This window comes from Belnapia mucosa (assembly GCF_016775475.1).
GTDB lineage: Bacteria > Pseudomonadota > Alphaproteobacteria > Acetobacterales > Acetobacteraceae > Belnapia > Belnapia mucosa.
The window spans coordinates 79,884-104,570 of record NZ_JAEUXJ010000007.1 but is presented as its reverse complement, the minus strand read 5'-3'; the positions used below and the strand labels follow the sequence as shown (position 1 = coordinate 104,570).

The window sequence follows — 24,687 nt, the reverse complement described above, 5'->3', positions numbered from 1 at the left end:
ACTGGTTTCGTCAACCAGAGATTGTTAACAAAAGGTAGTTCCTGCGCCGCAGGGCAGGAAAGTCAGCCTCCGCGCCGGAGGAAGGCGGCGATCCGGGCCGGCGCCGCCGCCATCGCCGCCTCCGGCCCGCAATAGGACAGACGCAGGAAGCGGCTGCCCCGGTCGGCATCGAAATCCACCCCCGGCGTCGCCGCGATGCCGGCCTCGGCCAGCAGGCGGCGGCAGAATTCGGGGCTGTCATTGGTCAGGTGGCCGATATCGGCCCAGAGATAGAAGGCACCATCCGCCGGCGAGAGCCGGTCCAGCCCCGCCGCTGGCAGGCCTGCCAGCAACGCATCGCGGTTGCGGCGATAGCGGGCGAGGTTGGCCTCCAGCTCCGGCCGGCAGGCGAAGGCCGCCTCGGCCGCCACCTGCGCCACATGCGGCGCATTGATGAAGAGATTCTGCGCCAGGCACTCCACCGGCCGGACCAGATCCTCCGGCAGGACCAGCCAGCCGATGCGCCAGCCGGTCATCGAGAAGTATTTCGAGAAGCTGTTGACCACGACCGCGCTGCCCGAGAGGGCGGCGGCGCTCCGCTCCTCGACCGTGCCATAGGTCAGGCCGTGATAGATCTCGTCCGAGATCAGCCGCACCCCCTCTGCCTCGCACCAGCGGGCGATGGCGGCGAATTCGGCAGCCGGCAGCATGGTCCCGGCGGGGTTGCAGGGGCTGGCAAGGATCAGCCCGGCCGGGCGGGGGTCCAGCGCCTCCAGCATCGCCAGGGTCGGCTGCCAGCGGGTCGAGGCATCGCAGGGCAGGATCTGCGGCTGCATGCCGAGCGCGGTGAGGATGTTCACATAGGGCGGGTAGTAGGGCGCCGCCATGGCCACCGCATCGCCCGGATCGAAGGCGGCGAGGAAGGCGAGGGGAAAGGCGCCCGAGGCGCCGACCGTCACCGCGATGCGTTCGGGCGGCACGGCGGCACCGTAGCGCTCGGCGTAATGCGCCGCGATGCGTTCCCGCAGCGAGCGGAGGCCGAAGGCCTCAGTATAGCCCATCGGCGCCCCGGCCTCGAGCGCGGCCACCACTGTCTCGGCTGCGCCGCGCGGGGCGCCGGTGCCGGGCTGGCCGACCTCCATCCGGATGATGCCCTGGCCGTCCGGGAAGGCGCCGGGCGGCAGGATGGCGGCCCGGGCATTGGCCGCCGCGATCACATCCATCACCAGGAAGGGCGGCGCCGCGGCGCCGCGGCCGATCTTGAGGGCCATTACTGGTCGATGGCGCCCAATGCGACGCCGGTGCCGCGCGGGTCGCTGAGGATGGTGCAGCGGTCCGGGTAGCCCGGCAGGTAGTTCACGCAGGCGCCGAGCTGCACCCGCGCCGCGCCCACCGAGCCGGCCTCGATCGCGGCCAGCGGGGCCTGAGAGCGGAGCAATTGCAGCGCCGCCGTCCCCGCCACGCCGATCGGCGCATAGTCCTGGCCCGAGGCGGCGACGCCCAGCCGGTAGCCCTTGACGTTCGGGTTGTAGGCGATGGCGGCCGAGAGCAGCGGCGCCCGCACCTGGCCGATATTGGCCGCCGGCGCCAGCAGGAAACCGAGGCCCGGCGCCATGCGCCCGGTGCCGAACAGGTTGTTCATGGTGAAGGCGCAGCTCACGCCATTGCCGCTGCGGTCGAAGATCACCAGCCCGGCCGAGGCGCCGAGCGGCCCGGGCGTCGCCGCCGGCAGGTCGGCGGCGAGGATGGCTTTCGGGTCGCCGCCCCGCTGCCGCCAGGCGGTGACGGCGGCGAGGCCGCGGCGATGCGCCTGTTCGAGACTGGCCCCGCCCTGCAGCGCGGTGAAGGCCGCCGCCGCCGCCAGCCCTCCATCCGCCGGGGGCGGCAGGAAGGCGATGCGGTCGCCGTTGCGGGAGGGCAGTTCCAGCGGCGGCACCAGATTGGGCAGCGCGGCCCGCAGCTCCTCCAGCGTCAGGTTGCCGCCGGCGGCGCGGGAGACCACCTCCAGCCGCCGGGCGAGCGTGCCCTGGTGCAGGTCGCCGACGCCGGCGATGCGGAGCTGGCCGAGGGTCGCCGCCAGCTCCGGCTGGGTCATCGTCTCGCCGGCCTGGCGGGGCGCGCCATTCGGTCCGGCGAAGGCCGCCCGCGCCCCGGGATCGGCCAGCAGCGGGCCCGAGACGGCGGCGAGGTCGGCGGCCAGGCCGCGGCTGACCTCGGTGCCGAAGCGGGCGAGCTGCTCGGCCGGGGCCATCAGCTCCTCGAAGGGCCGGCCGGGGTTGCGGGTGTGCAGGCCGAACAGCCCGCGGGCCAGCAGCGGCACGGCGGCCGGGCGATCGGCGCCGGCCGGGGTGGCGCTGCGCGGGCCGGGCAGGAAGAGCACCGCCTCGGTCGCCGCCTTCTGCGGGTCGAAAACCAGGCAGGCGCCGCCGCCGCCTAAGCCCACGCGGGAGGGCAGGGTGACCGAGAGGACGAAGCCGGCCGCGACCGCCGCATCCGTCGCCGTGCCGCCGGCCGCCAGCACATTGCGGGCGGCGAGCGCTGCCGCCGGATCCTCGGTGGCGACCCCGCCCAGGAAGCCGCGGACGAAGCCGGGCGCGCCGGCGGGCGGGCCGCTGCCGATGATCCCGGAGACCAGATTGCTGGTGGTCTCACAGCCCGGCAGCGCCAGGGCGGCGGCCAGCAGCAGGGCGCGGCCCCCGGCGCCGCCGCGCCGCCGCGCATCCCGCCCCGGAGACGCCGCCATGCGGAGGCCGTTCGTCCTGGTCTCGGCACTGCTGGTCATGCTGCTGTCCCTGGTCCCCTTCATGGCGGCGCGGGGCCAGGGCGCGGCGGCGGCGATCCGCGATGCCGCGGCATCGCCCGCCCCCCATTCCGTGCCGCCGGCATGGACGCTGGCCTGGTACGCATCACGCTCAATCCCAGCGCGGCCCATAAACGCCTTCGCCACCAGCGGCAACCGCCTGTTCGCCGCGGCGGCGCTTCGCGGTAGGCTCGGCACGGGGCGGAACGCCCCAGCGGAGACATCCCCGGTGACATCCATCAAGGCCGCCTTCCTCGCCATCACCCTCCTCATCGCCGGGGCGGCCCGGGCCGAGGGTCTCTCGCCCGAGCAGCGGGAGGAGGTGGTGGGCATCCTGCGCGACGCGCTGAAGCAGGACCCGACCATCCTGCGCGATGCCCTGGCAGCGCTGGAGGCGGCCGACCAGCGCGAGCGCGAGGGCGCCACCCGCAGCGCCATCGCCGCCCATGCCGCGGCGCTGTTCCGCGACCCGGCCGACCCGGTGAAGGGCAACCCGCAGGGCGCCGTCACCGTGGTCGAGTTCTTCGATGCCCGCTGCGGCTATTGCAAGCAGCTCCAGCCGGCGATGGAGCAGCTGCTGCGCCGCCAGCGCGATGTCCGGCTGGTGCTGAAGGACCTGCCGATCCTCGGCCCCAGCAGCGTGCTGGCCAGCCGCGCCCTGCTCGCCGCCCAGCGCCAGGGCAAATATGCCGAGCTGTACGATGCCCTGCTGAAGCTGCGCGAGGATCCGACCGAGACAGTGCTGCGGCGGGAGGCGGAGCGGGCCGGGCTCGACTGGGCGCGCCTGCGGCGGGACATGGACGACACCGGCATCCAGGCCCGCATCGCCGGCAATCTCCGCCTCGCCCAGGCGCTGCGGATCGAGGGCACGCCAGCCCTGGTGATCGGCGAGACGCTGGTGCCCGGCGCGGTCGATCTGGCGACGCTGGAGCGGCTGGTGGCCGAGGCGCGACGCGGAGGCTAGGGCGATGCCGCACTGGATCTGCCAGACCTGCACCATCCAGTTCCCCGAGAGCGAGGCGCCGCCGCCGCGCTGCCCAATCTGCGAGGACGAACGGCAATACGTCCCCGCCCGCGGCCAGGCCTGGACCACACTGGACCGGCTGCGCGGCAGCCACACCAATGGCTGGCGGGCGCTGGAGCCGGGGCTGCTGGCGGTGCAGGCCATGCCCGCGCTCGGCATCAACCAGCGGGCGCTGCTGGTCCAGACGCCGGCAGGGAATATCCTCTGGGACTGCATCGCCCTGCTGGATGCGGCGACCGAGGCGATCATCGGCGGGCTGGGCGGCCTGGCCGGTATCGCCATCAGCCATCCGCACTACTATTCGACCATGGTGGAATGGGGCCGCGCCTTCGGGGTGCCGGTCTGGCTGCATGCCGCCGACCGGCAGCATGTGACCCGACCCGATCCCTGCCTCCGCTTCTGGGAGGACGAGCGGCAGGCGCTGCTGCCGGGGATCACGCTGCACCGGCTGGGCGGGCATTTCGCCGGCGGCACCATCGCCCATTGGGCGGCGGGGGCGGGCGGGCGCGGTGCGCTGCTCTCGGGCGACATCCTGCAGGTGCTGCCGGACGGGAAGCATCTCGGCTTCATGCGCAGCTATCCCTGCCTGATCCCGCTGCCGCCGGCTGAGGTGCGGCGGATGGCCGCGGCCTGCGGGGCGCTGGAGTTCGACGCCATCTACGGCGCCTTCCACGAACGGGAGATCACCACGGGCGCGAAGGCGGCGCTGGCCCGTTCGGCCAAGCGCTACTGCGCCTGGGTGGCGGGCATGGTGGAGCCCTGAGCGGGGATACCATCGGCCCCTACCACCGGGGCTTCCGCGAATTCACCGAAGCCTATGAAGCCTTCTCCTTCGAGGAGATCCATGCCGGCGCCATGCCCTTCCTGCCGGCCAAGCCCGGGCTGGTACTGGATGTCGGCGCGGGCAGCGGGCGGGATGCCGCCTGGTTCGCCGGCCAGGGCTGGGAGGTAGTCGCCGCCGAACCCGCCATGGCGCTCCGGCAGGAGGCGGCGCTGCGCCACCGCTCGCCCCGCATCCGCTGGCTGGACGACCGGCTGCCGGCGCTGGCCGGGCTGCACCGCCTCGGCCTCGCCTTCGACCTGGTCTGGGTCAGTGGCGTCTGGATGCACATCCCGCCCGCGGACCGGCCGCGCGCCATGCGGAAGCTGGCGACGCTGCTGAAGCCGGGCGGCCGCATGGTGCTGACCCTGCGCCATGGCCCGGTGCCGGAGGACCGCCCGATGTGGCCGGTCAGCGCGCATGAGGTGGAGCGCCTCGGCCTCGACCACGGCATGGCGCTGCGGGCCGCGACGGAACAGCCCGATCGCGCCAAGCGCGCGGGTGTCCATTGGCAGACGGTGATCCTCGATCTACCCGATGACGGTGCCGGCGCGCTGCCGCTGCTGCGCGGGGTGATCCTGCGGCAGGAGAAATCCGCCACCTACAAGCTGGCCCTGCTGCGCTGCCTGGCACGCATCGCCGATGCCTCGCCCAATGCGGCGCGGGAGGCGGGCGAGGATGTGGAACTGCCGCTCGGCCTCATCGCCCTCTACTGGATCCGCATGTTCAAGCCGCTGGTCGAGCGCCGCCTGCCGCAACTGCCCGGCGAGCGGATGGGCTTCGTCCGGGAGGCCTTCAATGCCCTCGCGCCAGTCGCACCGCCGGAGTTGCGGCCCGGCGCCAGCTTCTCCGGCGATCTCGCCGCGGCGCTGCGCCAGGCGCTGGCCGATGCGGCGCGGGTCATCGCCAATATGCCGGCGCGGCATCTGACTTACGCCGATGACCGGCCGGTCTTCCCGACCGGCTACGGCCGAATCCCCGCCAGTTCCGCAACGCTGGTCTTGGATGCCGAATTGTTCTGGGCCTATGGCACCACCCGCGTGCCGCTGCATGTCTGGCAAGCGCTGCGCCGCATGGCGGCCTGGATCGAACCGATGCTGCTCGCCGAATGGGTCCGGCTGACCCAGGGCTTCGCCGACCGCGAGGTATCCGCCGATGAGGTGCTGAGCGCACTGCAATGGGTCGAGCCGGTGCGGGACACCTTGTTCGTGCGAAGCCTGGCGGAGACGCGGCTGCAGCAGGGCCTCCCGCTCGACTGCGTCTGGAGCGGCCAGCGGCTGCGGCCAGGCGGGTTCGACATCGACCACTGCCTGCCCTGGTCCGCCTGGCCTTGCAACGACCTGTGGAACCTGCTGCCCTCCGCCCGCAGCGTGAACCAGAGCAAGGGCGGCCTGATCGTGGCCGGCGCGGCGCTGGAAGCGGCGCGTCCCCGCATCCTCGGCTGGTGGGAGGAAGCCTATGCCTCCGCCACGCCCGACCTCCGCCGGCGCTTCGCCGAGGAGGCGCGGACGACCCTGCCGCTGCCGCAGGATCGCGACCCATCACCGGAGGAGCTCTTCTCCGCCCTCGACTTCCGCCGCCTGCGGCTGCGGCAGGAGACGCAGCTCGGCGAGTGGCGCGGCCTCGGCGCCGCTCAGCCCGGCTCCCGCCACTCCACCGCCTGATCGATCGGGAAGACCGGGCGCGGCAGCCTCGACCAGTTGAAATTCCCCAGCACCGGGCTGGTCAGCCCGGGCACATCCACCTCGATGATCCGGTCGTCGGGGAAGTTTTCGTCAAAGCCGGCGCGGAAATGGCCGCGGCTCTTCACCAGCAGGCAGCGCAGCGCGGCGATGTCGATGCCGTGCATCTCCAGCATCCGCGGCTCGGCGAGCTGCCGCCGCAGCGAACCGACAACGACGCGCAGCCCCGATCCCTCCAGCTCCAGCAGCGCCGAGGGGCCAAGGTCGAAGCGCCGCCCGGCCATGATGCCGCGCCGCCCCAGGCCCTGGCCGTCACGCAGCGCCAGCACCCGGGCGGGCGCGGCGAAGCGCTGGCCGAACTGGTCCTCGACCCGGTTGAACACCGCCTCAAAGCGCGCGCCCTCGCCCAGGGCATGGGCTTCCGCGGCCAGCGCCGGATCGACCAGCACGCCGGCGGCCGCGCCGGCCACGCCCGCCTCGTGCAGCGCGCGCAGGACGTAAGTGGTGTTGCCGCGCCCCCCGCCGCCGGGATTGTCGGCGACATCAGCGATCAGCAGCGGCGGCGCCTCGCCACGGCCGGCGGCCCCGGCCATCGCCACGGCCTCATCCAGCGGGGTCAGCCGACGCTGAAAGCGCGCATGCCGCGCCCAGAGCCGCTGTGCCAGATCGAGCGCCGCTGCCCGCGCCGCCGCCGCATCGCCATCCCGCGCAGTGACCGTCACCGTCATTCCGCATTTCGGCAGGTCGGAGAAGACGAATCCCGCGGCGACCGAGGCATTGGCGATTCGCCGATCCGCCCGCATCAGCGCCTCGGCCTCGGCGATCGACTCGGCATAGGGGCCGGCGGCGGTCAGCAGCGTGACTGAGGGCGGGGTGAGCGGCAGACGGATGAATGCCTTGGCTGTCTGCATTCCGGCCAAGATTTCCCGCAGCAGGTCGGCGGATTCCGCGGCGCGCTCGGCCATATCGACATGGGGGTTGGTGCGGTAGACGACCAGCGCATCCACCGCCTCGACCAGCCGCTCGCTCACATTGCAGTGAAGATCGTGGCTGCACACCACCGGCACCGCCGGCCCGACAATCCGCCGCACCATGGCCGCGAGCGTCCCGTCGCTATCCTCATCCGCGGTGGCGGAGGAGGCGCCATGGCTGGCGATATAGACGCCATCCAGCGGCAGGGCGGCGGCCAACCCCGCCGCCATCTCATCGAGGAATCCGAGGAAGACGGCCTGCTCGATCGGCCCGCCGGGCGGCGCCGCGGCAATCAGTACCGGGACCGGCTGCCAGGGTCCGGTCGCATCCATCCGCCGGTAGAATCCGGCGATCTCGCCCGGCATATGGCTGGTCTCGGCACGCGCCAGGCGCGTCATCTCGGCGCCGCGCACCAGGCATTGCCGCGTGAAATCCTCCAGCAGCGTCGGCGGGGCGAAGGCATTTGCTTCCAGATGCAACCCCAGCACCGCGATCCTTGGTCCGCCTGCCCGATCCATCTCCGCCCCCCGGATTGCCGATACCGCCACCCCGTATAGACTGGCCCGGGGAGACAAGGGATGGCGGAACTCGGCGAAGCGCTGGGGCTGCTCGAAAGCCTGGTGGGATTCGACACCACCAGCCGCGAGAGCAACCTCGATCTGATCCGCGCGGTGGAAGCGTGGCTGGCGGCGCATGGAATCGCCAGCCGCGTCACGCTCGATGGCGAGGGGCGGAAAGCCAATCTGCATGCGCTGGTCGGGCCGCGCGTGGCGGGCGGCATCGCGCTCTCGGCGCATGTCGATTGCGTGCCGGTCGAGGGCCAGGCCTGGCAGGCCGATCCCTTCCGCCTGCGCCGGCAGGATGGCCGGCTGATCGGTCGCGGCGCCACGGATATGAAGGGCTTCGCCGCCTGCGCCATCGCGATGATGCCGGAATTCGCCGCCATGCCCCTGGCGCGCCCGATGCATCTCTGGCTGACGCATGACGAGGAAACCAATGCCAGCGGCGCCTGGCGGCTGGCGGAGGAGATCGAGGCAGAACCGCGCCCGGCCGCCTGCGTGGTGGGCGAGCCGACCGGCATGGCGCCGGTGATCGGCCATAAAGGCTATGCGAGCTGGGACGTCACCGTCACCGGCCTCTCCGGCCATTCCTCGCGCACCACCGAAACCGCGAATGCCCTGCAGGCGGCGGCGGAGGGAGTCGCCTTCCTCTCCCGCCGCGCCCGCGCCTTCGCCACGGAAGGCCGTCGCGCCCCGGGCTTCGAGCCACCCTGGACCACCGTGCATGTCGGCACCTTCCAGGCCGGCAGCATCCTCAACATCGTCCCCGACCGCGCCGCCTTCACCTTCGAGGTGCGCAGCGTGCCGGGCGACGATCCCGCGGCAGTGCTGGAGGAATTCCGCGCCTTCATGGAGGAGACCGCGCTGCCGCCGCTGCGGGCGGTGCATCCGACGGCGGCGCTCGACATCGCGGTGCGGTCCAGCCTTCCGGCGCTCGACCTCGCCGAGGATGCGTCGCTCACCCTGCTGGTGCAGCGCCTCACCGGGCGCAACGCCCCCGGCCGCGTCAGCTACGGGACCGAAGCCGGAATCTATCAGGGCGCCGGCATCCCTAGCATCGTTTGCGGTCCGGGCCATATCGCCCAGGCGCACCAGCCGGAGGAATGGGTGGCCGAGAGCGAGTTGCAATCCTGCCTCGGCTTCCTGCGTCGCCTGGCCGGGACGCTGGCGGCCTGAGCATGGGCAGCCCCCCGCCCACCGCCCGCAGCGGCGGCTCCGGCATCCTCCGTCTCGATGTGCGGATCGCGGCGCCGGATCTGCGCCCCTTCCTCGGCGGCAATGCCCTGCCCGGCGTCTGGAGCTTCGCCGCCGCGGCGCCCGGACCGCATGTCGCCGTGGTGGCGCTGGTGCATGGCAATGAGATCGCCGGCGCCGTGGTGCTCGACCGCTGGCTGCGCGCGGGGCTGCGGCCGGTGCGGGGCCGGCTCTCGCTGGTTTTCGCCAATATCGATGCCTATGGCCGCTTCGATCCCGAGGACCCGACCGCCAGCCGCTTCATCGACGAGGATCTGAACCGGCTCTGGGACGAGGAGACGCTGGAGGGCGGCCGCCGGTCCTGCGAGCTGCGCCGGGCGCGTGTGCTGCGGCCCTTCTTCGAAGGCGTCGATGTGCTGCTCGACCTGCATTCCATGCTCTGGCCCTCCGACCCGCTGATGCTGGTCGGGCGGTCGGCGCGGGCGGCGGATCTGGCGCTCAGCCTTGGCATCCCGCCGCTGGTGGTCGCCGATGAGGGGCATGCGAGCGGCCAGCGGCTGATCGACTACACGCCCTTCGTCGCGCCTGACTCCGACCGCGCCGCGATCCTGGTCGAGGCCGGCTCGCATTGGGAGGCGGCGACGGTCGCCACCATGGAGGCGACCGGCGCGGCACTGCTGCGGACTCTCCGCGCGGTCGATCCCGCCGATCCGATCCTGGTGCCGGCACCGGCCGAGCTGCCCATGCCGCAACTGGCCGAGGTGACGCGCACCGTCACGGCACACAGCCCGGGCTTCGCCTTCGTCCGCCCCTTCCGTGGCGGCGAGGTGGTGCCGCGGCGGAACACGCTGCTGGCGCTGGATGGCGAGGTGGAGATCCGCTCGCCGCATGACGACTGCCTGCTGGTGATGCCGAGCCTGCGCACCATGCCGGGCCAGACGGCGGTGCGGCTGGCCCGGTTCATCGGCTGAAGCGGCGGCCGGTCAGGCCGGCCGCAGCACCTGTGTCGCACTTGCCTCCCGCTCGATCACCGGCCAGGAATAGCGCATCGGCGCCATCCGGCAGTCGGACCAGAGCGGGTTCTGATCGGCGTAATGCGGGCTGCCGGGCCGGCCCGAGACGCCGTGGAACACCGCCCAGAGGCTGTTGTCCCAATCCCCGACATCGAAGGCGTAGCGCGCCAGCGCGCCATAGGTGGCGGTGGTCCCAACGGAAGGCAGCATCCCCACCGCCAGCACCGTATCGCCATCGCCGCCGAGCGGCAGGGCCGGTGGATCGAGCCCCGCCGCCGGGAATTGCGGCGTCAGCGGATGCACGAAGCGCGGCGCATGCGCCTCGCCCCAGGGGCGCGCCGGCTCGGTGGCGGCACGGCGCAGCGCCTCGGCCAGCGCATCATCCCAGCTCCAGCCGCCGAGCAGCGCCGCATCGTCCTCCCGCAGCAGCCGCGGCAGGCACCACCAGAGCTGGTTCATCGGCACGATGCCGGGCGGGACCGAGAGATAGGGGTGCGCCACGATGGCCGCGAGGCCGCTGCGTTCGGCCAGCAGCGCGGTCAGCGCGCGGCGCAGCGCGATATAGGCGCTGGCCGCGGTGCTGCCCGCTGCCATCCGGCCATCCCAGTCGAGCAGCATGGCCCGCAGCCGCGCCGCCGCCGCATCCCCAGGCGCAGGCAGTGCCGCCAGCCTCTCCCGCAGCAGGAGGGCATTGGGCGAGAGCACATCGGCATGCACCGCCGCCGCCCCGGCCGGCGTCAGCGACGCGCCCCCTTCGATCAGCTCCGCGATGCGCCGGGCGCGGTAGGGCGGATGGCAATCGGTGCAGAGATAGTCCGGATGGTCATCCGCCACGACGCGGTTGTTGGCGGTGACGATGACGCCGCCGGGCGGGTCGATCACCCGCGGCATCTCCGCATGCGGGATCCAGCCCGCCCATTCATGCGCGCCGGTCCAGCCGGGCACCGGCAGCCAGCCATTGGCGCGCGGCCGGCGCGGCAGGGTGGCGCGCACGAGCTGGCCGATATGCCCCGCCGTATCGGCCGCGACCAAGTTGTGGTCGATCAGCCCCCAGCCGGCCGTCGCCGCATAAAGCTCCTCGACAGAGCCGGCGCGCAGCATGCGCGGCAGGCAGTCGAAGGAAAGATCGGTCTCCGCCGTCTGCACCGTCCGCAGCGCGAGCGCCGTGCCGCGCGCCGGGTCGCCGGCGATCACCGCGCCATGATGCGTCTCGATGATCTCGATCTCGCGCGGTGGCGCCCCGCGCACCGCCACCGTCTCGTGGCGCCGCTCGACCGGGCGCCATTCGCCGCGGAAGAGGTACCGCGTCGCGCCGGCATCGAAGCGCTCCACGAAGAGGTCGAAAAGGTCCATGAAGGCATGCGTCACGCACCAGGCGACGCGGCCGTTATGGGCGAAATGCGGGAAGGCCGGCACGCCCGGCACCGTCAGCCCGATCGCATCGAATTCGTCGCAGGCGATGTGGTGCTGGGCATACATGTTCGGGATCTCGAAGACCCGGTGCGGGTCGCCCGCCAGCACCGGCCGCCCGGTGGCGCTGCGGCCCGGCCCCACCGCCCAATTGTTGCTACCGCCGCCCGCCGCATCCGGCGCCGCCGCCTCCAGCAGCGCGGCGAGGCTCGGCGCGAGTTCCGCCAGCGTCGCTTCCCAGCGCTTGGCATCGACACCGGGCGGGATGATCAGCCGGTCCAGCCCGCCATCGTCGTAGCGCAGCTTGCCGACCTGCTCGGCGCCCACCACCGGCAGCGCCGCCGCGCGCCAGAGCTTGAACCAGATGGAGCCCATCAGCAGGCCGAGCCGCCGCATCACCGCGATGCTGTGCCAGCCCTCCCAGGGCTCCGGCCGCTCCTCCAGCAGCCCGTATTCGACCGGCAGCGGGGTGTCCGACGCGATCAGCGCATTCACCCCCTCGGCATAGCGGTCGAGCATCGCCCGAGTCTCCGGCGCCGCCGCGGCATAGTCGCGGCGGGAGGCACGCTCGACGCCGAGCCGGCGCGACAGCACATCCGCCTCCACCGCCGGGGCGCCGAGGAATTCGGCCGCGCGCCCGGTCGCCCGCCGGCGGGTGAGGTCCATCTGGAACAGCCGGTCCTGCGCATGGACGAAACCCAGCGCGAACCAAGCATCGTCTGCGGTTTCGGCGCGGAGATGCGGCACGCCCTGCGGGTCGCGATGGATGGTGACCGGCGCCGCCAGCCCCGGCAGGCGGAGCTCCCCGTCCAGCCTCGGCAATGCCGCCGCGAGATCAGCCATCCTCGTCACTCCATCCTCAGATCTTGCAGGCGGATCAGCCCATCCGGCACGGGCGCCAACCCGCGCAGCCGCGCAGCCGCGCCGAAGAACCAGACCGGATGCCAGAGATAGATGTAGGGCCGGTCCGCCAGCAGCAGCCGCATCGCCTCTCCATAGGCGGCAAGCCGCACCGCCGGATCAACTTGGCTGCGCCCGGCCCGCAGCGCCGCATCCACCGCCGGGTTGCAGTATTTGCCGCCGTTCAACGCCTCGTTGCAGGCGTTGAAGCCCCAGAGATTCTGGTCGGTATCGGTCCGCCCCGACCAGGCGATGATCAGGCTCTCGAACTCGCCCGCGGTCCATTGCCGCAGCAGCGTCGCCACCTCGATCACCTGCAGCTTCAGCTCGATCCCCGCCTCCGCCGCCATGGCCTGGATCACCTCAGCGGCCTGGATGTATTCCGTGGTGTTCGGCACCGACATCCGTACCACCGGGCGGCCGCCAATGGCGCGCACTAGGGCCTTGGCCCGGTCCAGGTTCCGCCCCGGCACGGGCAGGCCGGCGATATGCTGCGGATGGCCGGGCGGGACGGACTGGTTGCCGGGCAGGTAGGTGCCCTCGAAAGCGACCTGGTTCAGCACCGCGCGGTCGATCGAGAGTTCCAGCGCCTCCCGCAGGCGCGGATCGCGGCCGATGGGGCTGTCCGCGGCCGGGCCATTGGCGATGTTGACGGCGATATAGACGCTGGCGAGGCTCGGCACCTCCCGCACCGCGACGCGCCGGTCGCCGCGCAGCTCGCCGAGATCGCTCGGCAGCACCCGCTCGATGAGGTCGAGCTGACCGGCGCGGAGATTGGCGGCGCGCACGGTGGTGTCCGGGACCGGGCGATAGACGATACGGTCGAGATGGATGCGCCCCGCATCCCAATAGCCGGGGAAGCGCTCCAGCTCGATTCGGTCCTGCGCCACCCGCCGCACCAGCTTGAACGGCCCGGCACAGGCCGGCGCGCGGGCGAAATCCGCCCCCGTCACCGAGGCCTGCCGCGGCGAGACGATCATCCCCGCCCGATCGGACAACGCGGCCAGCAATGGCGCGAAAGGCTCGGAGAGGGCGATCCGCACCGTCATCGGCCCGGTCGCCATGACCTCCCGCACCGGCCCCAGCTCGCCACGACGGGTGGAGCCCGGCGTCTTCAGATGCCGCTCCAGCGAGGCGACGACGGCCGCTGCATCCATCTCCGCGCCATCCTGGAACCGCACCCCCGGCCGCAGCTCCAGCACCAGGGCAAGCCCATCCGCTTCCCAGCGCCAGGAGGTCGCCAGCTGCGGCACCACCGCAAGCTTGGCATCGATATCCACCAGCTTGTCGCACATGGCGGCGAAGACCTGCCTTGCGGCGACGCTGCGCGAGAGGGTTGGGTCCAGCACATCCGGATCACTGGCGAGGCCGATCCTGAGCGTGGTCTCCGCCATGGCCGGGGCGGCGATCAGCAGCAGCGTAAGGATCAGGCGTCGCATGGTCTCTCCTCCGGCTTGGCCCTACTATGCGGGGGGACCAGGAGGGGCGCCATGGACGACCTGCCGAATTCGATCGATACCGCGCTCCGCCGGCGCGCCGCGCAGGTGATCCCCGGCGGCCTCTGGGGCCATCTGGATGCGGCCCGCCTGCCTGCCGGCTATCCGCAATTCTTCCGCAGCGCCGAGGGCTGCCGGCTGACCGATGTGGATGGCCACACGGTCATCGACTTCATGTGCAGCTGGGGGCCCATCGTGCTCGGCCATCGCCATCCGGCGGTGGAGGCGGCGACGGCCCGCCAGGCGGCGCTCGGCGATGCGATGAACGGACCGGGCGAGGTGCTGGTCGAGCTGGCCGAGGCGATGGTCGCGCTGATCCCGGCCGCCGCCTGGTGCCTGTTCGAGAAGAACGGCACCGATGCCACCACCGCCTGCGTCACCATCGCCCGCGCCGGGACGGGGCGGCGGAAGATCCTCGCCGCCCGCGGCAGCTATCATGGCGCGGCGCCCTGGTGCTCACCCTCCCTGGTCGGCGTCACCGCCGAGGATCGGGCGCATATCATCCACTACGACTACAACGACATCGCCTCTTTGGAGAATGCGGTGGACCGGGCCGGAGGCGACCTCGCCGGCATCCTGGTCGCCGCCTTCCGCCACGATCTTGGCCGCGACCAGGAGATGCCCACCCCTGCCTTCGCCCGCCGCCTGCGCGAGCTGGCCGACCAGACGGGCGCCGCGCTGATCCTGGACGAGGTCCGCACCGGCTTCCGCCTCGCCCTCGGCGGCTCCTGGGAGGCCATGGGCATCCGCCCCGACCTTTCGGCCTGGAGCAAGGCGATCGCCAATGGGCATGCGCTGGCGGCGGTGACGGGGGCGGAGCGCTTCCGCGAGGCCGCATCCTCGATCTTCACCACCGGCTCCTTCTGGTGCGCCGCGGTGCCCATGGCGGCGGCCCTGGCGACGCTTGCGGAGTTGCGGCGTATCGACGGCCCCGCCCGGATGCTGGCGATGGGGGAGAGGCTGCGCGCCGGGCTGGCCGCCGGAGCCGCCCGGCACGGGCTCGGCATCCGCCAATCCGGCCCGCCGCAGATGCCGCTGATGCTGTTCGAGGGCGATGCGGATTTCGCCCGCGGCAATGCCTTCTGCGCCGCGGCGCTGCGGGCCGGGGCCTATTTCCACCCCAAGCACAACATGTTCCTCAGCTGCGCCCATGGCCCGGCCGAGATCGACGAGGCGCTACGGGCCGCCGAGACCGGCTTCGCCGCCGCCGCAGCGATCGGGTGACGCGGCCGCCGCTCCGTGCCTAAGCTGCCGGCAGAGGAACGGGGAGAGGAACCATGCAGCCGACCACCAGGCGCAACCTCCTGCTCGCGGGCGGCGCCGCCGCGCTGGCCCGCCCCCGCCCCGCGCGTGCCGCCACGACCTTGAATGTGGTGCTGGAGTCCGAGGCGGTGATCCTCGACCCGCATTTCACCACCGCCGCGATCACCCGCAGCTTCAGCTACCATGTCTTCGACACGCTGTTTGCCATGGACAATAGCGGCGCCATCCGGCCGCAGATGGTGGATCGCTACGAGAGTTCGGCCGATGGCCTGACCTGGCGCTTCACCCTGCGCGAGGGCTTGCGCTTCCATGACGGCGCCCCGGTTACCGCCCGCGACTGCGCCCTCTCGCTGCAACGCTGGGCGCCGCGCGATGCCATGGGCCGGCTGCTGCTGGCCGCCGGCGCGCAATTCGAGGCCGCCGATGCCGCGACCCTGGTGCTGACCCTGCGCGAGCCCTTCCCGCTGGTGCTCGACGTGCTCGGCAAGCCCAATGCGCCGGTGCCCTTCATCCTGCCGGAACGCCTGGCCCGCATCCCGGGCGAGACCCGCATCACCGAGATCATCGGCAGTGGCCCCTTCACCTTCCGCACCGATCTCTGGCGGCCAGGCAACAGCATGGTGCTGGAGAAATTCGCCGGCTATGTCCCGCGGCCGGAGCCGGCCGATTTCCTCTCGGGCGGCAAGGCGGTGAAGATCGACCAGCTGGTGCTGCGCGTGATGCCGGACCAGGCGACCGCCGCCACGGCGCTGATGGCCGGCGAGATCGACTACCAGCAATACCTGCCCTTCGACCTGCTGCCGCGGCTGGAACGGGCGCGCGGCATCACGCTGATGGGGCTCGGCGGGCTGCACATGTTCCAGGGCAATTTCCGCCTGAACCATGCCGCCCCACCCTTCGATGACCCGGAGATCCGCCGCGTCCTCTGGCATCTGGTGGACCAGCCCGCGGTGCTGCAGGCGGTCGGCGTGCCGGAACGCTTCGCGGTGCAGCGCTGCGCCAGCTTCTGGATGTGCGACAGCACCTATGAAAGCCGCGCGGCGGCCGGGACGTTCGATTTCTCGATCGAGAAGGCGAAGGCCGCACTGGCCAAGACCCGCTATGCCGGCCAGCCGGTGGTGATGCTGGAAGTGCAGGGCAGCATCAGCCAGACCGCCTCCATGCTGCTGGCGCAGAACCTGCGGGCCGCCGGCTTCACGGTGGAACAACAGGTGATGGATTGGGGCACGGTGCTCGCCCGCCGCGCCCGCAAGGAGGGCTGGGGCATCTTCTCGGTCTATTCCAACGGCATCGACATGATCTCGCCGCTGACGCATTTCTATGTCGCCAGCACCTGTGCCGACTATGCGGGCTGGAGCTGCGATGCGCGCATCCCGCCGCTGCTGCAGGCCTTCTCCCGCGCCCCGGACCTCGCGGCGCGGCGCAAGCTGGCGGATGAGATCCAGGCCATCGCCTATGACCTGACCCCGGCCGTGAGCTGGGGCCAGTTCACCATCCCGGCCGGCTACCGCAACCGGCTGCGGAACCTGCCGCAGTCGAGCTTCCCGATGTTCTGGAACGTGGAGGTCTGAGCAGCGCGCTCAGTCCCCCAATCTATTCCTCCACTGGCACCCGCGCCTCCGCCACCACCCGGCGCCAGCGGGCCATGTCCTGGCGCCAGCTGCGGTCGAAGGCAGCGGCATCCTCGGCCGCGGGAACGGCGCCGAGCGCCCGCAATCTCTCCTGCCCCTGCGGCGAGGCCGCCGCCTCGGTGAAGGCGCGGGAAAGCTGGGCGACCGTCGCCGGCGCCAAGCCGGCCGGACCGAAGGGGCCGACCCAGCTCGTCACCACGAAATCCGCCAGCCCCGCCTCGGCCATGGTCGGCACCTCCGGCAGGCTCGGCGCCCGGGCAGCGGAGGTGACGGCCAGCGCCCGCAGCACCCCCGCCTGCACCTGGCCGATGACCGAGGGCAGGTTGTCGAAGATCACCTGGATCTGCCCCGAGCGCAGATCGGTCGAGGAGCCGCCGGCGCCGCGATAGGGCACATGCGTCATCTCGAGGCCGGTGCGCAGCTTGAACAGCTCCCCGGTCAGGTGGATCGAGGTGCCGACGCCGGTCGAGCCGAAATTCACCCCCTGCGGCCGGCTGCGGGCATAGGCGATGAAATCCTGCACGCTCTGCACCGGCAAGGCGGCGCTGACCACCATCACATTGGGGAAGTCAGCGACACGGGCAATGGCGGTGAAGTCGCGATCCGGGTCGAAGGGTAGGTTGCGCCGCACGGCCGGCGTGACGCCATGCGACCCGCCGCCGCCCATCACCAGCGTATGGCCATCGGGCGCCGCCTTGGCGACGAGGTCGCTGCCGATCACGCCGCCCGCGCCGGTGCGGTTCTCCACCACCACTGGCGCGCCCAGCCGGTCCCGCACCAGCTCCGCCATCACCCGCGCGACGAGGTCGAGCGAGCCGCCCGGCCCATAGCCGACGATGAGGCGGATCGGCCGCCCGGGTTCCAGCTGCGCGGAGGCCGGAGCCATCGCGGCGAGCGTCAGGGCAAGGGTTAGTCCAAGCCAGCGGATCATGCGGGGGCTCCCCAACCACCGGCGCCGGCGGTGCCCATCACCAGCCGGTCGCCCGTCTGCAGCACGGTGCTGAGCTTCGAGCGGATCTCCTCCCGCCCGCCGGCGGCGCGGAGGATATAGGCCTCGGCCGGCCGGCCCGGCCCGCCGCCCAGCGCGCCGCGCGGCGCGTTCAGGTGCCGCTCGCCGCGGAAGCTGAGGGTGAGCGGCCCGCGCAGCACCTCATATTCCCGCAAGATGCCGCAGCCGCCGGGATGCACGCCCGCGCCGCCCGATCCCCGCCGCACCGCGACGCGATGCACGCGCAGCGGCGCATCGCTTTCCAGCATCTCGGCCGGCTGGTTCATGGTGTTGCTGACATCGGTGGAGATGCCGTTGACACCAGGGCCGAAGGCCGAACCGCCGCTGCCGCCGGCGATCACCTCGGTGACGACATAGGGGCTGCCATCCTCCCGCCTTCCGCCGAAGGAGACGATGCAGGAGACGCCGGCATTGGCGGCCGGGATGCGGTCCGGCAGCGCCTCGGCCAGGGCGCCGAGGATGGCATTGGTCAGCACCTTCACCGTCGCGGTCCGCGCATTCACCGCCGCCGGCAGGCGGGGGTTCACCACGCTGCCTTCCGGCAGCACCAGGCGCAGCGGGCGGAAGCAGCCGCCATTGTTCGGGATGTCCGGGCCGGCCACGGCGCGCAGCGCGAAGAAGGCCCCGGCCATGACGCCGGCCGGCGCCGCATTCACCGGCCCCCGCACCTGCGGCGAGGAGCCGGTGAAGTCGATGGTCAGCGTATCCCCTGCGACCGTCACCGTGACCACGATCGGCACCGGCCGGTCGAGATCGACGCCGTCATTGTCGAGCTGGTCCTCGTAGCGCCAGGTTCCGTCCGGGATGGCGCGGATGGCGGCGCGGGTCGCGGCCTCGGCCAGCCGCACCTGCTCCCGCAACATCGCCTCCAGCGGCGCGACGCCATATTTCGCGGCCAGTTCCGCGAGCCGCGCGGCGCCGGTGGTGCAGGCGGAAATCTGCGCGTGCAGGTCCCATTCGAAGGCATCCGGCGTGCGGATGTTGCGGGCGATGATGCGCATGATCTGGGCATCGATCGCGCCCTCCCGCGCCAGGCGCAACGGCGGCAGGCGCAGCCCTTCCTGGTAGATCTCCGTCGCATGGGTCGGCACCGAGCCGGGGGTCAGCCCACCCATATCCTGGTGATGCAGGATGGTGGCCGAGAGGGCGATGACTCGCTCCTCGGCGAAGACCGGCACCAGCAGCGAGACGTCGGGGATATGGGTGCCGCCGTCATAGGGGTCGTTCATCAGGTAGATGTCGCCCGGCCGCATCTCCTCCACCGGGAATTCGCGGATCATCCGGCCGACCGCCGGCACCAGGCAGCCGAGCAGCAGCGGCAGGGAAACGGACTGCGCCAGCACCGTGCCATCGGGCAGGAACAGGCTGGCCGAAGCGTCATTCGCCTCCCGCACGATGGGGGAGACGGCGCTGCGGAGCATGACGCCCTGCATCTCCTCCGCGATCGCCTCCAGGCGGCGGCGGATGATCTCGATGCTGGCCGGGTCGAGGCGGGCGGCGGTCATGGCGCGACGCGCTCCATCAGCAGGTGGGTGGCGGTGGCGGTGAGGCGCCAGCCGGGCGGGACCAGCAAGGTGCTGTCCACCGTCTCGAGGATGGCCGGGCCGCTGAGCGATTCCCCCGGCGCCAAGCCGCGCTGGATGTGGGCGGTGGCGAAGTCGCCGCCCAGCCAGGCGCGGCGTTCCCCGGCCGGGCCGGCGGCAGCGCCGCTGGCGATCAGCGCCGCGCCGCGCGGCCGGGCCCGCTGCACCACGCGCAAGGTCACCAGCCGCACCGGCGCGTCCCGTGTATGGCCATAGGCGGCCCGGTGCGCGGCGATGAAGCCGGCGCGCAGATCGGCGCCCGGCGTCTCGCTCCCGGCGGGGATGGCGACCTCCAGCGTATGGCCCTGGCCGATGAAGCTGGCATCGGCCGAAACCTCCGTCGCGTCGGCCTCGACGCCGTCGCGGGCCATGGCGGCGGCGCAGCGCGCCGTCAGCGCCGCGATCGCATCGCGCAGCGCCTCCTCCGGGATGCTTTCCACGGCGCGGAAGAAGCCCATGCTGGCGTCATGCTCCAGCGGCGCCTCCAGCAGGCCGGTCGCGGCCAGCACGCCGGGGGCGACGGGCAGCACCAGGCGGGTCATGCCGAGTTCCTCGGCAATGGCCGCGGCGTGCAGCCCGCCGCCGCCGCCGGCCGGCACCAGGGGCAGGGCGCGCGGGTCGCTGCCGCGGCCGATGGTCATGCGCCGCACCGCCTCGGTCAGCGCCGCATTGGTGATGCGGTGGATGGCGATCGCCGCCGCCTCCACCGACAGGCCGAGCGGGCCGGCGATCCGTTCGCGGATGGCCGTCTCGGCCGCCGCCGCATCCAGCGCAAGGGTGCCGCCGGCGAAGCGCGCCGGATCGACCAGGCCGAGCACCACCGAGGCATCGAGCACGGTCGGCTGGGTGCCGCCGCGGCCGTAGCAGACCGGGCCGGGATCGGCGCCGGCGGAATGCGGCCCGACATGCAGCCCGCCCGCCGCATCCAGCCAGGCGATGCTGCCGCCCCCCGCGGCGATGGCCAGCACATCCGCGGTCGGCACCCGCATTGGGAAGCCGGCGACGCTGCCATCGCCGCGCAGCACCGGCATGCCGCCCTCGATCACGGCGATATCGGCGCTGGTGCCGCCGATATCGATGGAGATGCCGGCCGGGCACCCGGCCTCCCGCAGCACGCTGGCGGCGCCGATGGCGGCAGCGGAGGGACCGGAGAGCGTCAGGCGGATCGGCCGCGACCGCGCCGCGGCGGCGCCGAGCAGCCCGCCGCGGGAATGCATCACCTGCAAGGGCGCCGGCACGCCGCGGGATGCCAGCATCGCCTCAATCCGGCCGAGATAGGCATCCAGCACCGGCTTCAGCGCGGCGTCGAAGACGGTAGCGCAGCTGCGTTCGTATTCGCGGACTGCCGGATCGACCTCGGAGGAGAGGGAGATGGCGAGGCCCGGCGCAACCTCCTCCACGACCTCGCGCGCCCGCCGCTCATGCGCCGGGTTGAGGAAGGCGAAGAGGAAGGCGATGGCGACGGCCTGCACCCCCTGCCCCGCCAGCGCCCGCGCCGCGGCGGCAACGCCGGCCTCGTCCAACGGGGTCAGCACCGCGCCGTCCGGGCCGATGCGTTCCGCCACCTCCAGCCGCCGCTCGGCCGGCACCAGGGCGACCGGCGTCTGCGGCCCGAAGACCAGGTCGTAATTGGAAGCGCGGGTCATCCGCCCGAGCTCCAGCACATCGGCGAAGCCCGCGGTCGTGATCAGCCCGACCTTCGCCGCCTTGCCTTCCAGGATGGCATTGGTGGCGACGGTGGTGCCGTGCAGGAAGCGCGCGACCTCCGCCGCCGCGCCGGGGAGGATCCGGTCGAGCGCGATGCCGACGGCGCGGGCCGGATCGTCCGGCGTGCTGGGCACCTTCAACAGGCGGAAGGCACCATCCTCGTCGCGGCACACCGCATCGGTGAAGGTGCCGCCGATATCGATGCCGATCTCGATGCTCATGCCAATTCTAATCCAGTCTTACCTGGCCGGCCTTCACCACGGCGGCCCATTTCGGGATCTCCGTCTCCAGCAGCGACCGCAGCTCCTCCGGGGAGCCGACCTCGATAGCGAAGCCCTGGCCGGCGAAGAAGTCGCGCAGCTCGGGCGCGGCCAGCGCCGACCGCACCTCGATCACCAGCCTCTCGATAATGGCGCGCGGCGTGCCGGCGGGGGCGAAGAGGCCCTGCCAGGACAGCGCCAGGAAGCCGGGCAGCCCTGCCTCCGCGATGGTCGGCACATCGGGCAGCAGCGGATGGCGCGTGGCGCCCGTCACCGCGATGGCGCGGATCGTCCCGGCGCGGAGCTGCGGCAGCACCACCAGCAGGTCGCCGAACATCGTCGCCAGATTGCCGGCGACGAGGTCGTTCAGCGCGGGACCGGAACCGCGATAGGGCACATGCGTCAGCCGCGTGCCCGCCTGCATGTCGAACATCACCCCGGTCAGGTGCATCGAGGTGCCGTTGCCCGGCGTGCCATAGGTGATGGCGCCGGGCTCCGATTTCGCCAGAGCGATGAATTCCGCCAAGGTCCGTGCCGGCAGGTCGGGCCGCGTCACCAGCACCAGCGGCGCGGTGACGACGAGGGAGACGGGCGCGAAGTCCCGCAGCGGGTCGTAGCCGAGCCGCGGGAAGAGGCTCGGCGCCACGCCATGCGTGCCGGTGACGCCGAACAGCAGCGTGGTGCCGTCGGGGGCCGCCCGCGCCACCATCTCGGACCCCGTGGTGCCACCGGCGCCGGGGCGGTTCTCCAACACCACCGGCACGCCGAGGGCGGGAGAGAGCTTTTCGGCGACCCGCCGCCCCAGCAGGTCCGTGCTGCCGCCCGGCGGGAAGGGCACGACGATGCGGATGGGACGGCCCGGCCAGTCCTGCGCGCTTGCCGCCGAGGCAAGGAAGGGCAAGGCCAGCACGGCACGGCGGGGCAGCATGGGCGGTCCTTTCAGGCGGCGCGGCGGAAGCGCTGCGGGTCGAAGGGGGCGATGTCGAGCTCCGGCGCACGACCGGCGACGAGATTGGCGACCTCCCGCCCCGTCGCGGGCGCGCCGCACATGCCGACATGGCCGTGGCCGAAGGCGAGCCAGGCATTCTCTGCCGCCGGCGCCCGGCCGATCACCGGCAGGCTGTCCGGCAGGCAGGGGCGGTGGCCCATCCAGCGGCTGGTGCGGGAGGCATCGAGATGCGGGAACATCTCCCGCCCGCGGGCCAGCAGCGCATCGGCCCGGCGCCAGTCCGGCGCGGCGCGCAGCCCGGCGAATTCCACCGTGCCGGCGAGGCGCAGCCCCATCGCCATGGGGTTCACCATCAGGTTGTGCTCCACCGCCATGACGGTGTGGCGCAGTCCGAGATTGTTACTCTCGACCGTCACATGGTAGCCGCGCTGGGTCTCGAGCGGGATGCGGGCACCGAGCTGCGCCGCGAGCTTCGCCGACCAGGCGCCGCCGGCCAGCACCACCCCGTCGAATTCCAGCCGCTCTCCATCCTCCAACCGCACCGCCCGCACCTGGCCGCCACGCGCCTCCAGCGCCGCGACGCGGCGGCGGACCACCTGCGCGCCGTCCCGCTCGCATTGCGCGAACAGGGCGCGGGTCAGCGCCGCCGGATCAGGCGTGGAGCCGTTCTCGGGGGCCAGAAGGCCGAAGCGGAAGCGGCCTTTCAGGTCGGGCTCCAGCGCCTCCAGCTCGTCCTGCTCCACATCACGCAGCTCGACGCCAAGGCGGCGACGGAGGGTCATCCCCCATTGCCACTGCGCCGCCGCCTCCCGCCCCGAATAGACATAGAGGCAGCCGCTGCGGCGCATATGCGACATGCCGCCGGCGCGTTGCAGCAGCGGCTCGTAGCATTCGAAGATCGGCGCCAGCAGGCCGCGCAGCGCCGTCGCGATGCGCGTCACCTCGGCGGGGTTGGAGAAGCGGAGGAAGCGCGCCAGCCAGGGTGCGGCGACCGGGGCATAGGCCCAGCGCACCGAGAGCGGCCCGAGCGGGTCGAGCAGCCAGCGCGGCACCCGCTTCCACATCCCCGGCATGCCGACCGGCAGACAGGCCGAGGGCGAGAGCGACCCCGCATTGCCGAAGGAGGTGGCTTCGGCCGGGCCGAGCGGGTCGATGAAGGTGACCGTGTGGCCGTCCCGCTGCAGCCAGGCGCCACAGCAGGTGCCGACGATGCCATTGCCGATGACAGCGAGGTTCACCGCGTCACCAGCGGGCAGCCGCCCTGGTCGAGCGGACGGAAGGCCTGCTCCGCCGGGATCGTCGCCAGATGCTCGTAATAGTCGTAGGCGTAGCGGCTCTCGCCCGGCGCCTTCACCCGGAAGACATGCATTGCATGCACGGCGCGGCTATCGGGGCGAATGGCGACATGGCCGAACAGCGGGTCCTCGACCGGCGTGGCGCGCATGGCAGCGATCACTGCCTCGCCCTCGATGCTGCCGGTCTTCTGCACCGCGCGCAGCCAAGCCATGGTCGCGGAATAGACGCCGGCATGGTCCATGGTCGGCATCCGCCCGCCCATCCGCGCCGACCAGCGACGCGACCAGGCGCGCGTGCCCTCGTTCAGGTCCCAATAGAAGGGCTCGGCCAGCAGCAGCCCCTGGGCGGTGGCCAGGCCGAGCGAATGGATGTCCGAGATCTGCAGGAACAGCGCCGCGATGCGTGTACGGTTGTTGCGCAGCAAGCCGAATTCCTGCGCCTGCTTGATGGCGTTGATCGCATCCGTGCCGGTATTGGCCAGCGCGATCACCGTGGCGCCGCTCGATTGCGCCCGCAGCAGCAGCGAGGACATGTCGCCGGTATTCAGCGGGTGCCGCGCCGAACCCAGGTTGCGCCCGCCGCCGGCGGTGACGGCGGCCTGCGCATCCGCCTCCAGCGCATGGCCGAGGGCATAGTCGACCGTCAGGTAGTACCAGCTATCGCCGCCCTGGCGCAGCAACCCCTGCGCCACCGCATTGCCCTGCGCCCAGGTATCGCTGACCCATTGCACCGTGGTCGGGGTGCAGGCCCGGCCGGTGACGGCCGAGGTGAGGGTGGAGGAGGCGAGCGCCGTCCGATGCCTCTCCCGCATCACCTCGATCACCGCCAGGCCGACACCGGAATTGGGCAGGTCCACGATCGCCTGCACGCCTTCGGTATCCACCCAGCGGCGGGCGATGGCGCTGCCGACATCCGGCTTGTTCTGGTGGTCCGCCTGGAGGATCTCGACGCGCAGGCCGGGATGGTCGCGCATGAAATCCTCGGCCGCCATCTGCGCCGCGGTGACCGAGCCGGCGCCGACTTGGTCGGAAAAGGGGCCGGACATGTCGGTCAGCACGCCGATCTTCACGGCACTGACCTGCGCCGCGGCCGGCAGGGCAAGGCAGGCGGCAAGCAGGGCGGCGAGCAGGCGCATGCAG

18 protein-coding genes are annotated in these 24,687 nt (G+C 72.4%); 7 read left to right on the top strand and 11 right to left on the bottom strand.

Annotated features, from left to right (window positions below):
- Positions 1–62 precede the first annotated feature (62 nt).
- Together JMJ55_RS17290 and JMJ55_RS17285 are read right to left on the bottom strand one after the other, a co-directional pair.
- Complete coding sequence (locus JMJ55_RS17290) at positions 63–1,250, bottom strand: pyridoxal phosphate-dependent aminotransferase (protein WP_202826832.1); 1,188 nt, start codon at positions 1,248–1,250, stop codon at positions 63–65.
- The gene (locus JMJ55_RS17285) at positions 1,250–2,761 is read right to left on the bottom strand and encodes a gamma-glutamyltransferase (protein WP_202826831.1); all 1,512 of its coding nucleotides are present in this window, start codon (positions 2,759–2,761) and stop codon (positions 1,250–1,252) included. Before JMJ55_RS17285 ends, JMJ55_RS17290 begins: the two co-directional genes overlap by 1 nt.
- Here JMJ55_RS17285 and JMJ55_RS17280 point away from each other — a divergent pair.
- From JMJ55_RS17280 to JMJ55_RS17270, 3 genes are all read left to right on the top strand, one after another.
- Complete coding sequence (locus JMJ55_RS17280) at positions 2,721–3,743, top strand: DsbA family protein (RefSeq protein ID WP_236033794.1); 1,023 nt, start codon at positions 2,721–2,723, stop codon at positions 3,741–3,743. The genes JMJ55_RS17285 and JMJ55_RS17280 overlap by 41 nt on opposite strands.
- A gap of 4 nt (positions 3,744–3,747) precedes the next feature.
- On the top strand, positions 3,748–4,566 hold the full coding sequence (locus tag JMJ55_RS17275) for an MBL fold metallo-hydrolase (protein WP_202826830.1): 819 nt from the start codon (positions 3,748–3,750) through the stop codon (positions 4,564–4,566).
- A 92-nt stretch (positions 4,567–4,658) separates the two neighbouring features.
- Complete coding sequence (locus JMJ55_RS17270; protein WP_202826829.1) at positions 4,659–6,287, top strand: class I SAM-dependent methyltransferase; 1,629 nt, start codon at positions 4,659–4,661, stop codon at positions 6,285–6,287.
- Here the strand turns inward: JMJ55_RS17270 and JMJ55_RS17265 are convergent.
- Positions 6,257–7,795, bottom strand: coding sequence for a M81 family metallopeptidase (locus JMJ55_RS17265; RefSeq protein WP_202826828.1), 1,539 nt, complete (start codon positions 7,793–7,795; stop codon positions 6,257–6,259). The two genes, JMJ55_RS17270 and JMJ55_RS17265, sit on opposite strands and share 31 nt — an antisense overlap.
- A 60-nt stretch (positions 7,796–7,855) precedes the next feature.
- Here JMJ55_RS17265 and argE point away from each other — a divergent pair, with 60 nt between their 5' ends.
- Together argE and JMJ55_RS17255 are read left to right on the top strand one after the other, a co-directional pair.
- On the top strand, positions 7,856–9,013 hold the full coding sequence (gene argE, locus JMJ55_RS17260; RefSeq protein WP_202826827.1) for an acetylornithine deacetylase: 1,158 nt from the start codon (positions 7,856–7,858) through the stop codon (positions 9,011–9,013).
- A gap of 2 nt (positions 9,014–9,015) precedes the next feature.
- A complete protein-coding gene (locus JMJ55_RS17255) occupies positions 9,016–10,002 on the top strand; it encodes a M14 family metallopeptidase (RefSeq protein ID WP_202826826.1) in 987 nt (328 codons plus the stop codon).
- Between the two features lie 12 nt (positions 10,003–10,014).
- Here JMJ55_RS17255 and JMJ55_RS17250 read toward each other — a convergent pair whose 3' ends face one another.
- Both JMJ55_RS17250 and JMJ55_RS17245 read right to left on the bottom strand, forming a co-directional pair.
- On the bottom strand, positions 10,015–12,297 hold the full coding sequence (locus tag JMJ55_RS17250) for a penicillin acylase family protein (RefSeq protein WP_202826825.1): 2,283 nt from the start codon (positions 12,295–12,297) through the stop codon (positions 10,015–10,017).
- Positions 12,298–12,302: 5 nt separating this feature from the next.
- On the bottom strand, positions 12,303–13,793 hold the full coding sequence (locus JMJ55_RS17245; RefSeq protein ID WP_202826824.1) for an ABC transporter substrate-binding protein: 1,491 nt from the start codon (positions 13,791–13,793) through the stop codon (positions 12,303–12,305).
- Between the two features lie 51 nt (positions 13,794–13,844).
- Here JMJ55_RS17245 and JMJ55_RS17240 point away from each other — a divergent pair, with 51 nt between their 5' ends.
- Positions 13,845–15,074 carry an aminotransferase class III-fold pyridoxal phosphate-dependent enzyme gene (locus JMJ55_RS17240; protein WP_202826823.1) on the top strand — a complete coding sequence of 410 codons (1,230 nt, stop codon included), beginning with the start codon at positions 13,845–13,847 and terminating at the stop codon, positions 15,072–15,074.
- Between the two features lie 53 nt (positions 15,075–15,127).
- The gene (locus JMJ55_RS17235) at positions 15,128–16,684 is read left to right on the top strand and encodes an ABC transporter substrate-binding protein (RefSeq protein WP_202826822.1); all 1,557 of its coding nucleotides are present in this window, start codon (positions 15,128–15,130) and stop codon (positions 16,682–16,684) included.
- Between the two features lie 22 nt (positions 16,685–16,706).
- Here the strand turns inward: JMJ55_RS17235 and JMJ55_RS17230 are convergent, their stop codons facing one another.
- Genes JMJ55_RS17230 through JMJ55_RS17205 form a run of 6 tightly spaced genes read right to left on the bottom strand, consistent with a single transcriptional unit; the run spans position 16,707 to position 24,683 of the window.
- The gene (locus tag JMJ55_RS17230) at positions 16,707–17,675 is read right to left on the bottom strand and encodes a Bug family tripartite tricarboxylate transporter substrate binding protein (RefSeq protein ID WP_202826821.1); all 969 of its coding nucleotides are present in this window, start codon (positions 17,673–17,675) and stop codon (positions 16,707–16,709) included.
- On the bottom strand, positions 17,672–19,258 hold the full coding sequence (locus JMJ55_RS17225; RefSeq protein ID WP_202826820.1) for a hydantoinase B/oxoprolinase family protein: 1,587 nt from the start codon (positions 19,256–19,258) through the stop codon (positions 17,672–17,674). The genes JMJ55_RS17230 and JMJ55_RS17225 overlap by 4 nt, the downstream gene beginning before the upstream one ends.
- A complete protein-coding gene (locus tag JMJ55_RS17220; protein ID WP_202826819.1) occupies positions 19,255–21,264 on the bottom strand; it encodes a hydantoinase/oxoprolinase family protein in 2,010 nt (669 codons plus the stop codon). Before JMJ55_RS17220 ends, JMJ55_RS17225 begins: the two co-directional genes overlap by 4 nt.
- A gap of 7 nt (positions 21,265–21,271) precedes the next feature.
- On the bottom strand, positions 21,272–22,231 hold the full coding sequence (locus JMJ55_RS17215) for a Bug family tripartite tricarboxylate transporter substrate binding protein (protein ID WP_202826818.1): 960 nt from the start codon (positions 22,229–22,231) through the stop codon (positions 21,272–21,274).
- An 11-nt stretch (positions 22,232–22,242) separates the two neighbouring features.
- Positions 22,243–23,490: an NAD(P)/FAD-dependent oxidoreductase gene (locus JMJ55_RS17210; protein ID WP_202826817.1), complete on the bottom strand. Its 1,248-nt coding sequence runs from the start codon at positions 23,488–23,490 to the stop codon at positions 22,243–22,245.
- Entirely contained in the window at positions 23,487–24,683 is a 1,197-nt protein-coding gene (locus JMJ55_RS17205) for an ABC transporter substrate-binding protein (RefSeq protein WP_202826816.1), read from the bottom strand. Before JMJ55_RS17205 ends, JMJ55_RS17210 begins: the two co-directional genes overlap by 4 nt.
- Positions 24,684–24,687 lie beyond the last annotated feature (4 nt).

Coding starts and splice junctions, on each gene's coding strand:
- JMJ55_RS17290 (WP_202826832.1), bottom strand. CDS start 1,250: ATGGCCCTCAAGATCGGCCGCGGCGCCGCGGCGCCGCCCTTCCTGGTG.
- JMJ55_RS17280 (WP_236033794.1), top strand. CDS start 2,721: ATGCGGAGGCCGTTCGTCCTGGTCTCGGCACTGCTGGTCATGCTGCTG.
- JMJ55_RS17285 (WP_202826831.1), bottom strand. CDS start 2,761: ATGACCAGCAGTGCCGAGACCAGGACGAACGGCCTCCGCATGGCGGCG.
- JMJ55_RS17275 (WP_202826830.1), top strand. CDS start 3,748: ATGCCGCACTGGATCTGCCAGACCTGCACCATCCAGTTCCCCGAGAGC.
- JMJ55_RS17270 (WP_202826829.1), top strand. CDS start 4,659: ATGCCCTTCCTGCCGGCCAAGCCCGGGCTGGTACTGGATGTCGGCGCG.
- JMJ55_RS17265 (WP_202826828.1), bottom strand. CDS start 7,795: ATGGATCGGGCAGGCGGACCAAGGATCGCGGTGCTGGGGTTGCATCTG.
- argE (WP_202826827.1), top strand. CDS start 7,856: ATGGCGGAACTCGGCGAAGCGCTGGGGCTGCTCGAAAGCCTGGTGGGA.
- JMJ55_RS17255 (WP_202826826.1), top strand. CDS start 9,016: ATGGGCAGCCCCCCGCCCACCGCCCGCAGCGGCGGCTCCGGCATCCTC.
- JMJ55_RS17250 (WP_202826825.1), bottom strand. CDS start 12,297: ATGGCTGATCTCGCGGCGGCATTGCCGAGGCTGGACGGGGAGCTCCGC.
- JMJ55_RS17245 (WP_202826824.1), bottom strand. CDS start 13,793: ATGCGACGCCTGATCCTTACGCTGCTGCTGATCGCCGCCCCGGCCATG.
- JMJ55_RS17240 (WP_202826823.1), top strand. CDS start 13,845: ATGGACGACCTGCCGAATTCGATCGATACCGCGCTCCGCCGGCGCGCC.
- JMJ55_RS17235 (WP_202826822.1), top strand. CDS start 15,128: ATGCAGCCGACCACCAGGCGCAACCTCCTGCTCGCGGGCGGCGCCGCC.
- JMJ55_RS17230 (WP_202826821.1), bottom strand. CDS start 17,675: ATGATCCGCTGGCTTGGACTAACCCTTGCCCTGACGCTCGCCGCGATG.
- JMJ55_RS17225 (WP_202826820.1), bottom strand. CDS start 19,258: ATGACCGCCGCCCGCCTCGACCCGGCCAGCATCGAGATCATCCGCCGC.
- JMJ55_RS17220 (WP_202826819.1), bottom strand. CDS start 21,264: ATGAGCATCGAGATCGGCATCGATATCGGCGGCACCTTCACCGATGCG.
- JMJ55_RS17215 (WP_202826818.1), bottom strand. CDS start 22,231: ATGCTGCCCCGCCGTGCCGTGCTGGCCTTGCCCTTCCTTGCCTCGGCG.
- JMJ55_RS17205 (WP_202826816.1), bottom strand. CDS start 24,683: ATGCGCCTGCTCGCCGCCCTGCTTGCCGCCTGCCTTGCCCTGCCGGCC.